Annotated in this window: 10 protein-coding genes and 1 other annotated feature (1 of these 11 only partly in view); of the genes, 3 read left to right on the forward strand and 7 right to left on the reverse strand. The window is 39.0% G+C overall.

The window, feature by feature from the left end:
• Window positions 1–16 (reverse strand) — a binding site (T-box leader) (it extends 182 nt beyond the left edge of the window).
• 69 nt (window positions 17–85) lie between these two features.
• The 5 genes from gltX to RK01_RS09985 form a co-directional block, all read right to left on the reverse strand.
• Complete coding sequence (gene gltX / locus RK01_RS09965) at window positions 86–1,543, reverse strand: glutamate--tRNA ligase (RefSeq protein ID WP_016173155.1); 1,458 nt, start codon at window positions 1,541–1,543, stop codon at window positions 86–88.
• Entirely contained in the window at window positions 1,540–2,040 is a 501-nt protein-coding gene (ispF, locus tag RK01_RS09970; RefSeq protein ID WP_016173156.1) for a 2-C-methyl-D-erythritol 2,4-cyclodiphosphate synthase, read from the reverse strand. The genes gltX and ispF overlap by 4 nt, the downstream gene beginning before the upstream one ends.
• On the reverse strand, window positions 2,033–3,268 hold the full coding sequence (locus tag RK01_RS09975; RefSeq protein ID WP_016173157.1) for a PIN/TRAM domain-containing protein: 1,236 nt from the start codon (window positions 3,266–3,268) through the stop codon (window positions 2,033–2,035). Before RK01_RS09975 ends, ispF begins: the two co-directional genes overlap by 8 nt.
• Before the next feature lie 138 nt (window positions 3,269–3,406).
• Complete coding sequence (radA, locus tag RK01_RS09980; protein ID WP_016173158.1) at window positions 3,407–4,777, reverse strand: DNA repair protein RadA; 1,371 nt, start codon at window positions 4,775–4,777, stop codon at window positions 3,407–3,409.
• Between the two features lie 63 nt (window positions 4,778–4,840).
• Window positions 4,841–5,350, reverse strand: a complete 510-nt coding sequence (locus tag RK01_RS09985; protein WP_016173159.1) for a dCTP deaminase/dUTPase family protein — start codon at window positions 5,348–5,350, stop codon at window positions 4,841–4,843.
• Between the two features lie 604 nt (window positions 5,351–5,954).
• On the opposite strand from RK01_RS09985, the gene proB reads away from it, so the two are divergent.
• Window positions 5,955–6,761 carry a glutamate 5-kinase gene (proB, locus tag RK01_RS09990; RefSeq protein WP_016173160.1) on the forward strand — a complete coding sequence of 269 codons (807 nt, stop codon included), beginning with the start codon at window positions 5,955–5,957 and terminating at the stop codon, window positions 6,759–6,761.
• 230 nt (window positions 6,762–6,991) lie between these two features.
• The gene (locus tag RK01_RS09995) at window positions 6,992–8,239 is read left to right on the forward strand and encodes a glutamate-5-semialdehyde dehydrogenase (RefSeq protein WP_016173161.1); all 1,248 of its coding nucleotides are present in this window, start codon (window positions 6,992–6,994) and stop codon (window positions 8,237–8,239) included.
• Window positions 8,240–8,420: 181 nt separating this feature from the next.
• Here the strand turns inward: RK01_RS09995 and RK01_RS10000 are convergent, their stop codons facing one another.
• Window positions 8,421–8,714: a hypothetical protein gene (locus tag RK01_RS10000; protein WP_016173162.1), complete on the reverse strand. Its 294-nt coding sequence runs from the start codon at window positions 8,712–8,714 to the stop codon at window positions 8,421–8,423.
• Between the two features lie 261 nt (window positions 8,715–8,975).
• Here RK01_RS10000 and RK01_RS10005 point away from each other — a divergent pair, with 261 nt between their 5' ends.
• On the forward strand, window positions 8,976–9,281 hold the full coding sequence (locus RK01_RS10005) for a hypothetical protein (protein ID WP_016173163.1): 306 nt from the start codon (window positions 8,976–8,978) through the stop codon (window positions 9,279–9,281).
• A 21-nt stretch (window positions 9,282–9,302) separates the two neighbouring features.
• Here the strand turns inward: RK01_RS10005 and RK01_RS10010 are convergent, their stop codons facing one another.
• Window positions 9,303–10,508, reverse strand: a complete 1,206-nt coding sequence (locus RK01_RS10010; protein WP_016173164.1) for an MFS transporter — start codon at window positions 10,506–10,508, stop codon at window positions 9,303–9,305.
• Window positions 10,509–10,550: the final 42 nt, after the last annotated feature.

Genomic DNA, 10,550 nt, shown 5'->3' on the forward strand with positions numbered 1-10,550 from the left:
TAATCACCGCAATCATATTCAATTTGTAAAAATAATTCACTGTACGTATTATGACTGTTGCTAATCGCTTTAGTTTTATATTAATTTATAAAACTTGTTCCAAATGAGCCAATGCTTTTTCTTTACCTAAAAGTTCCACAGTTTCTGGTAATTCTGGGCCGTGGGTTTGGCCTGAAACAGCCACACGAATTGGCATAAATAAGTTTTTCCCTTTGACGCCAGTTTCTTTTTGTACTTCTTTAATTGCAGCTTTTACGCTTGGCGCTTCAACAGTATCCATTGCTTCTAGTTTTGCTTTAAAAGCAGCTAATACTTGTGGTACTGTTTCACCGGCTAAAACTTCTTTTGCGGCATCGTCTAAAACAGGATGTTCTGTAAAGAATAGTTCTGATAATTCAACGATTTGAGCAGCATAACTCATTTGTGGTTGATACAAGGCCACAATTTTTTTCACACGTTCTAACTCTTCGGCTGATAAATCTTCGGAGACGCGACCTGCTTTTTGTAAGTAAGGTAAGCACATTTCTACTAAAACATCCAAGTCCATCGCTTTGATGTAGTGGTTGTTTACCCATTCCAATTTCTTGGCATCAAAAGCAGCCGGTGACTTACTTAGCCGGTTTGGATCAAACATTTTAATCAATTCGTCTTGACTAAAGATTTCATCTTCTCCTACTGGTGACCAGCCTAATAAGGCAATAAAGTTGAACATAGCTTCTGGTAAGTAGCCTAATTCACGGTATTGTTCGATAAATTGCAGGATTGATTCATCCCGTTTACTTAATTTTTTACCAGTTTCTGAATTAATGATTAACGTCATATGGCCAAATTCTGGTGCTTGCCAACCAAATGCGTCATAAATCATTAATTGTTTTGGAGTGTTGGCAATATGGTCATCACCGCGCAAAACATGGGTGATTTTCATCATATGATCATCTACAGCCACTGCAAAATTGTACGTTGGCATGCCATCGCGTTTTTGAATAACAAAATCCCCACCGACATTATCTGATTCAAAAGAGATTTCGCCTTTGACCATGTCGTGGAATTTGAATTCCGTATTTTTTGGTACGCGGAAACGAATAACCGGTTCCAACCCTTGTGCTTCTTTTTGAGCTTGTTCTTCTGGTGTTAAATGTGAACATTTACCAGAGTAGTGCGGCATTTCGCCACGCGCCCGTTGCGCTTCCCGTTCTGCTTCTAATTCTTCTGGTGTGCAGTAACATTTATAAGCACGATTGGAAGCTAGTAATTGATCGATTAATGGTTGGTAGATATCAGCTCTTTCGGATTGACGATAAGGCCCATATTCACCAGGATTTGCTGGAGATTCATCCCAGTCCATTCCTAACCATTTCAAATTATCTAACTGGCTTTTTTCTCCATCTTCAATATTCCGTTTGGTATCCGTATCTTCAATGCGGATAATGAAATCTCCACCGTTGTGGCGGGCAAATAAATAGTTAAATAGCGCTGTTCTGGCATTACCAATGTGTAAATGTCCAGTTGGGCTTGGTGCATAACGCACGCGAATTTTCGTCATCTAATCGCTTCCTTCGAATTATTTTCAAGTAGGGTAACAGCCAGTGCCGCAATTGCTTCATTGCGACCAACAGGCCCTAAATGTTCCATTGTTGTGGCTTTAATACTAAGCAGATTTTCTTCTAATTGACAAATTTCACAAAGCACTTGCCGCATTTTGGGAATAGAGTCCGCAAGTTTCGGCTGTTCAGCTAGAATTGTACAATCAATATTGTGAATAGTAAAGCCAAGCGACCACGCTTTTTGTAAAACCGTGGCCAATAAGTGAGTAGAATTGGCATTTTGCACCGTTTCATCAGTAGCCGGAAACATTTGGCCAATATCCCCTAAGCCTGCGGCACCTAAAATGGCATCGATAATCGCATGGGTCAAACAATCGCCATCGGTTACCCCTGCTAAACCAAGTTTTTTAGGATGGGAAAGTGTAACACCTCCTAAAATCAAGGGGCGGTGCAACACTAAAGGATGCAAATCATAACCTTGACCAATTCTAAGCATGCTTACGGCCTTTATCTTTATTGCGATTTTTTGAATTGCCTGATGAATTGGTAGTGGATTGCGTTTGATTATTTTGAGGATGGTTATTTTCAGCATCCGCATCTTCTTCGGTTGGTACTTTCACATCATCAATACCACGACCAGAGTGGGCAGGTTTAGCAAAAATCATGCGGCCCGCTGCTGTTTGGAGAGCACTGGTCACCACAACTTTGATGCGTTCATTCATATAATGTTGCCCGTCTTCGACTACGACCATGGTGCCATCATCTAGATAGGCTACCCCTTGTTGACGCTCCGTGCCGGCTTTTACTAATAAAACATCCATTGTTTCTCCGGGAATTACGACAGGTTTTACAGCATTGGCTAAGGCATTAATATTTAAGACGGGAACGTTTTGAAACTCTGCGACTTTATTTAAGTTGTAATCATTCGTAACGACAACGCCATCTAAAAGTTTGGCCAACTTCAACAACTTACTATCTACTTCTTGAATATCTTCAAAATCACCTTCGTACATTTCGACGGAAATATCTTCTTCTTTTTGTAAAGCGTTTAAAATGTCGAGCCCGCGACGTCCCCGGACGCGTTTTAGACTATCACCAGAATCAGCAATATATTGTAATTCATACAAAACAAAATTTGGAATTAAAATGGTGCCTTCTAAAAAGCCGGTCTTGGCAATATCATAAATACGTCCGTCAATGATGACACTCGTATCTAAAATTTTGTAACGGTGAAAAGTGTCACCAGCTTTTCGTTCTAAAAGCTGTTGTTGGGTTTCTTCATTTTTTTTCGATTTTGGTGTGAAAATCTTCTTCCACTCATCAATGCGCGTCACCCCGACTTGAAAACCAAAATACCCCAGTAAAATCATTACAAAAAAGGGCATAAAGCTTGTCACAAAAGGAATGTTTAAATTGTACAATGGAATAGAGATAATCATCCCAATCATTAGACCAATAATGGTTCCAATCGCACCAAAGAGCAAATAGGTCAAACTAATTTCGCTCAGTTTTTTCTCAATATAAGACAATCCTGCTGAAATATAACGCTCCAATACCAACGCGAATAAAAAGAAAATAATTGCGCCAATCAAAATGTTGGTAAACGGATTGTTCAGCCACTGATTGCCAGTCAAGCCAATCGTATCCCACGCCATGGGTAAAAATGAAGCTCCCAAGCTTGCGCCGGCTACGACCATTAAAACAATAATGATCCGTCGTTGCATACAAAACTCCTCCGATTTTTTTGCTGCTAGAAGAAAAGATAACTTGGAAAATCGCTAAAATTTATAATTTTACCCAAGATATCTTATCTATTCCTAGCGCGGTAATCCTTTATAAAAACATCCGTGCTAACTTGCAAGTTAGCCAAAAACTTTTTTTAATGTTTCGGCCAGTGTCGCCACACCGACAACTTGGATGCCTTTTGGTGCCTGCCAGCCACTCAAATTATTTTTAGGCAAGTATACCTTTGTGAATCCCAATTTTTGTACTTCTTTAACTCGTTGTTCAATATTTGAGACGCGGCGAATTTCACCAGTTAAGCCGATTTCACCGATAAAACACTCGGTGGGACTGGTTCCTTTTTCTTTGTAACTAGACGCAATGGCTACCGCTACGGCTAAATCAATCGCCGGCTCATTTAATTTTACGCCACCAGCAGCTTTTAAATACGCATCTTGATTTTGCAAAAGCAGCCCCGCCCGTTTTTCCAAAACAGCCATAATCAGCGAAACCCGATTAAAATCAAGCCCTGTGGTCGTGCGTTTGGCGTTACCAAACATAGTTGGCGTGACCAGGGCCTGAATTTCGACTAAAATCGGCCGACTGCCTTCCATGGCAACGACAATGGCCGAACCCGTGGCCCCTGCTAAACGTTCTTCTAAAAAAACTTGAGAGGGATTAGCCACTTCATGGAGGCCATCTTCATGCATTTCAAAAATGCCAATTTCATTAGTGGAGCCAAAGCGGTTTTTTACTGCCCGTAAAATCCGGAAAGTATGGTGTTTTTCCCCTTCAAAATACAAAACAGTATCCACCATATGCTCTAACATCCGCGGTCCGGCAATGGAACCTTCTTTGGTCACATGACCGACAATAAAAATTGCAATACCATTTGATTTGGCAATCTTTAATAATTCAGCGGTGGTTTCTCTCACCTGTGAAACGCTGCCGGCCACACTGGTAACATCTGGCTGGGTCATAGTTTGAATGGAGTCGATAATGACATAGTCCGGCGCCAAATTTTCAATCGCGCGTGAGATTTCATGCATATCCGTTTCGGCATACAAATAAAACTCGGTTTTAATGGAGCCTAAGCGCTCAGCCCGCATTTTAATTTGTTCGGCGCTTTCTTCACCGGAAACATATAAAACTTTGCCGCCTGATTCTGCCAATTGTTGGGAAACTTGTAACAGCAAAGTTGATTTCCCAATCCCAGGATCTCCTCCGATTAACACCATTGAGCCAGGGACAACCCCGCCACCTAAAACACGATTTAATTCCGCGAGTTTGGTTTTAACGCGTGGTTCTTTTTTAGGAATGACATCGGCAATTTTTGTTGGCTTGGTTTTTTCACCAGTTAAACTCGTGCGGACGCGGCGGTCTGTTGTATCTTGAATCACCACTTCCACCATGGAATTCCAACTGCCACAGTTGGGACATTTCCCTAGATATTTTGGTGAGATATAGCCACAATGTTGACATTCAAATTGGACTTTTGGCTTTTTTGCCACAAATATCCCTTCCTTTATTTTAGCACACTGCCTGCATTTCTAAGCTGTGTAAACCGTGTACTTTTATTTATTCGATGAACCAAAACCACCCGTGCGCAGGGCATTTGTCGTATCTTGATCCGCTTTTAAAAATGGCAAGAAAATTCCTTGACCGATTCTCTCTCCTTTTTTAATCGTTACATCAGTTAACCCGAAGTTGGTAAATTGGAACATAATATGGCCTTCGTTATCTGGATTATCATAATAATCACTGTCGATAACGCCAACGCCATTGGTTAAAACTAAGAAACGTTTTAAAGGATTACTGGAACGATTAGCTAGTTGTAAAAATTCATCTTCTCCCATATAAGCTTTAATTCCTGTCGGCACGAGCACCGGTTTTAAAAACTTGCTCTCATCTTTTGCTTTTAATGCTTTTAAACCTGTCAGTAGTCCCTCATGCCAAATACTTGGAATGACCACGTCACACGCCGCTTCAAAATCATAACCAGCAGCATGATTGGTTGCACGTTTTGGTAAATGAATTTCTTGACTTAAAAATTGTGAAACGACTTCAAAACCTCGTGTTCGCAAACAAATACCTCCTAAAACAATTTCAAAAGAAAATTGTTATTTCACTAAACTTTAAAAAATTTTTTCCAGCATTTTTATATTAAAAATGTTTTCAAATAGCAGAAAATATACTTATTTATATAACACTATTTTAGCATAAGTACGCTTCTTTTTTGTGGATTCAAACTAATAATACGAAAAATTTCGTAAAATCCATACAATCTTCAAAAATCAGCAACTAAACTTACTTTTTTCTTATTTTTCATGACCAAAAGAAGTTACTTTAACAGCATCTCCTCCAATTTGTTTTTCTGTCACAAAATACGACAAAAAAACAAATTGAAACGCGCGCAAGTAGCTTTCTATCAATCAGTAGGTGAAAATTCTGCCAAAACCAAGTACAATGAAGGCAAACTACCGACAAATTCGTCCTATTAAACAGAAAGCCCCGCAAACCTTAAGAAACGGTGGCTTTTTCCGAAATTTTTCTAAAACTAATGAAACGAAAGCGTGTAGAGAGTAGAAAGGTCACAAATATCAGCCTCTCAAAATTTGACTGGGAAAAGTCAGAGTTGCTTTACTACTATTTGCCCTGTTGCTTACACGCCAAACGAGGAGTACAGATATGGAACGTGAATTTTTAAAAACAGCCCAACGCATTGTCATTAAAATTGGCACTAGCTCCCTTATTTACCCCAATGGCAATATCAACTTAGCGGGCATTGATCAACTGGCTTTTGTATTAACCGATTTAAAAAATCAGGGAAAAGAAATTGTATTGGTGTCTTCTGGCGCGATTGGTGTGGGCATGAACAAATTACACTTAGAAAGCCGCCCCGCCACTATCCCCGCCCAACAAGCCGTAGCTGCCGTAGGACAAGCAGAGTTGATGAATATTTATAATCAGCGCTTTTTAACCTACAGTCAACAAACTGCCCAAGTCTTATTAACTCGCGATATTGTGGAGTTTCCCGAAAGTCGCAAAAATGTAGTAAATACCTTGGAACAGTTGTTACAGATGGGGATTATTCCCATCATCAATGAAAATGATACCGTCGCAATTGATGAATTGGATCACCAAACCAAATTTGGTGATAACGATCAGCTTTCGGCTATCGTAACCCAGTTGGTCAAAGGTGATTTATTAATCATGCTATCTGATATCGACGGCTTTTATTCTGGTAATCCCGCCAAAAATAAAAATGCGATTTTGTTTCATGCTATCCATGAAATCACGCCCCAAATTTGGGACTATGCGGGAGATAAAGGCTCAAAATTTGGTACCGGCGGAATGGTTAGTAAATTAAATGCAGCCCAACGCATTTTAACAACAGATAGCGCGATGGTTTTAGCCAATGGCCAACAACCACAAGTTATTTTTGATATTTTAGCCGGCAAACAAATTGGCACTCTTTTTTGCCAAGAAAATTAAAAAAATTTTCTTAACACCGCTTCATAAAGTAAAAAAAAGTGCAAAACGCGGGCTATTTCATGAAAAGTTTAATGGAAAGTAAACTTTCTCGCGTTTTTAAAAAAACGTCCTATAATTAAAAAGAAATGTAGCCAAGTAAAGCATTCGTTATAGGTGAAAATTGGTAGGCTGCTTTATTGTATTTCATTGAGGAAAAGGTCTATTTAACCACAGCCATAAGGAGGAAAAATATGTTTGATTTAACAGTTTTAGGGCAACAAGCAAAAAAAAGTGCGCGTGAATTGGCATTAATGTCCACTACCCGCAAAAATGAATTATTAGCCTTAATGGCTCAAGCCCTTTTGGACAATGAAGAAAATATCTTAGTTGCCAATCAAAAAGACTTAGCTCAGGCTAATGACAACGGTATTTCGACTGTAATGCAAGATCGCTTACGGTTAACGCGTCAACGGATTGAAGAAATGGCAGTGGGAATGCGCCAAGTAATTCAATTAGCCGATCCGATCGGTGAAGTGGAAAAAATGTGGAAAAATCCAGATGGTTTAATGATTGGCCGTCAAAAAGTCCCATTAGGTGTGATTGGCATTATCTACGAATCTCGTCCCAATGTGACTACAGATGCTGCTAGTTTGTGTTTCAAAACAGGTAATGCTGTTATTTTACGTGGAGGAAAAGAAGCGTTTTATTCCAATCAAATTCTAGTTGCAATTTTGCAAAAAACGTTAAAAAGTGCTGGGGTGGATGAAAACGCCATTCAATTTGTCGCAGACACCAGCCATGAAGTTGCCAATCAAATGATGCGTCTCACCCAATACTTAGATGTTTTAATTCCCCGCGGTGGTGCCGGTTTAATTCGTCGCGTCAAAGAAACAGCAACTGTCCCTGTGATTGAAACAGGAACGGGCAATAATCACATTTACGTCGATAAAGATGCCCAATTGGAAATGGCAATCAGAATTACCGACAATGCAAAAACACAGCGCCCTTCTGTTTGTAATGCTGCGGAAACTTTATTAATTCATCAAGACGTAGCTGCGGAATTTTTACCAAAAATCGCGGAAAAATTAGCCGAACACAATGTCGAACTTCACGCTGATGAACGGGCAATGCAATATTTGCCAGATGCTGTGGCTGCAGTAGAAGAGGACTGGTCGACAGAATATTTGGATTACATCATGGCTGTAAAAGTAGTCGATTCCATCACCGAAGCCATTGCACATATCAATTTTTACAATACCAAACATTCAGAAGCGATTATTACTGACAATTATTTTGCTAGCCAAAAATTCTTAAACGAAGTGGATGCTGCGGCGGTTTACGTCAATGCTTCCACGCGCTTTACAGATGGCTTTGTTTTTGGCTTTGGTGCGGAAATTGGGATTTCCACTCAAAAACTCCATGCCCGCGGACCAATGGGGCTAGAAGAACTCACTTCGACAAAATATATTATTTATGGCGATGGTCAAATTCGTGAATAACAGAAGCGATAACAACACAAAAAACACAGAAATCCTGTCTTGGCGCGACAGGTATTTCTGTGTTTTTTGTGTTATCTAATTTTAGCTAAAAAAGCAGCAAACTGGAGTCGATTAGAGCAAATTCCCAACTTTTTCAACTTTCCTCGCCCACTGTCAGCAGCCCAGTCCTCAAAATCGTCATTTAATTTTTGCGCTGGCGCCACATTGCTAAAAATGCCAAAATACTTCCTAATCCAAAAGCAAAAATATTACGTATTCTTTTACTAAAAGTTTGATTATCTGTTTTTTGATTTAGATCGGGCTCAATATTTACGGCATTTGGAGCGGGAAGCTTGGTAACAGAACCCGTACCCTCTGTTTTTAATTCACTGGCGATTACAAAATTGGTTGGAGCAACAGAATTTTTATAAAAGACACCCGTTAGACTACTGCCAATTGCTAAGATAACCAACCATCTTATAACGAATTTTTTCATGCCACTCCCCCAATATTTTTTCTAAACAAATTATAACAAAACAATTAGATTTTTTCTAATAATAATACAGCTATTTTCACTTCGTTTTTTTTAAAGAAATAAAAAATATTGATTTATTCAACATCAACTGCAAAAAACTTATCCATATTTTTTTAATCCTATTTTTAAAAATTTTTATAGAAAATACTCTCTCTTCGTAAATTTACTTAAATTACGCTAAAATTGTTTCATGTGAAACATCTTTTAAGAAAGGAAATATCAATGACCTATTCTATCACTGAAGGTTTATTCGTTATTTTGCTAACTTTATCTGGTATGGGAGTGCTTTTATGGTTGACCCGCAAATATCCTTGGCGCAAAAGCGATACTTTTTTACTAATACTTACGGGAATTTTTTATCTTCTCGATACAGTGTGGTGGTGGTTTAATCTGCATTTTTGTTGGAGTGATGTCTATTTTACTTTTGGCAAGCATCGCGAACAATTGACCATCTTTTTTATTCTGGCTGGTATTAGCTTTGGTACATTGCTTTTTTTACGTATTAAAAGAAAAACCCGTCAGCACTAAAAACTGACGGGGTTAATTATTTTATTGTTGGGTTAAAACTTCTGATTGGGGGCGCATTTTCTTCAATCCAGGTAAAGTCAACATTACGACTAAACTAATCAGATAAATTGCCGATAAGAAAATAATGACGGTCATTAAAGAATAGTGATCCATCAAAAAACCGATGATAACGGAAGAAAAACCACCAATTGCCCGTCCGACATTCATAATGAAATTATTCGCTGTGGCACGAATGGTGGTGGGATAAAGGCTACTAATAATCGCACCATAACCACCATACATCCCGTTAATGAAATACCCTACAATAACGGCCGCACCTAGTAATGTCCATTTATCATGAGCCAGAACAATTAAGAAAACAGAGGCTGCAGAACAGATTAGAAAAACACCATAGGCTAAGCGTGGTCCTAATTTATCCATTACTGTCCCAAAAGTCATCATACCCAGACACATACCCAAAATGGTACTGATCATCCATAAAGAAGAACCTGAAACCGATAAATGCAATTGCTTTTGCATGATAGAAGGCAGCCAGTTCATTAAACCAAAATAGCCAGCAATTTGCACAGTCACCATTAAACTTAAACCAATTGTTTGCCACGCCGTCTGTTTATCGGCAAAGAGTAATGAAAATTTTCCGGCCAGTTTGTCATTATGATTTTTAGCAAAAGATTCTGGTTCTTTTAACCCGCGGCGAATATCTAAAACTAACAATACCGGAATTACACCGATAACATACAACATCTTCCAACCCAGTAATGGAATAATCAAGGAAGCTAAAATCGCAGCTAAAATTGCGCCCACTTGTGCGCCGATCGCCGCAGTAGACGTTGCGCGCCCCAAGTGTTTTTTTGAAAATGTTTCAGAGATTAAAGACATACATGCCCCATATTCCCCACCGGCGCCAATACCGGCAATAAAACGGAAAAGATAAACGAGATAAATGTTAGAGGCAAAAAACATTAATAAAGAAGCAATCGAGAAGATAATAACGGTTTGGGAGAAAACTTTTACTCGACCATATTTATCGGCTAAAATACCAAAAATAATCCCACCGACTAACATGCCAAGATTGGTAACAGTAGAAATAAAACCTGCCTGCGTTCCCGTAATGCCAAAGGTTGTGATAATAGTAGATAAGGAGAAAGATAAGAACATAATATCCATATTCTCAAGAGCAATCCCCGCTGAGGTAGAAACTAACACTTTGCGCTGATATTTTGACATAAAGAACACCTTTCTTCATCCCACGATTTTTTTCAGCCATTT

Source organism: Enterococcus dispar ATCC 51266 (assembly GCF_000406945.1).
Classification (GTDB): domain Bacteria; phylum Bacillota; class Bacilli; order Lactobacillales; family Enterococcaceae; genus Enterococcus_C; species Enterococcus_C dispar.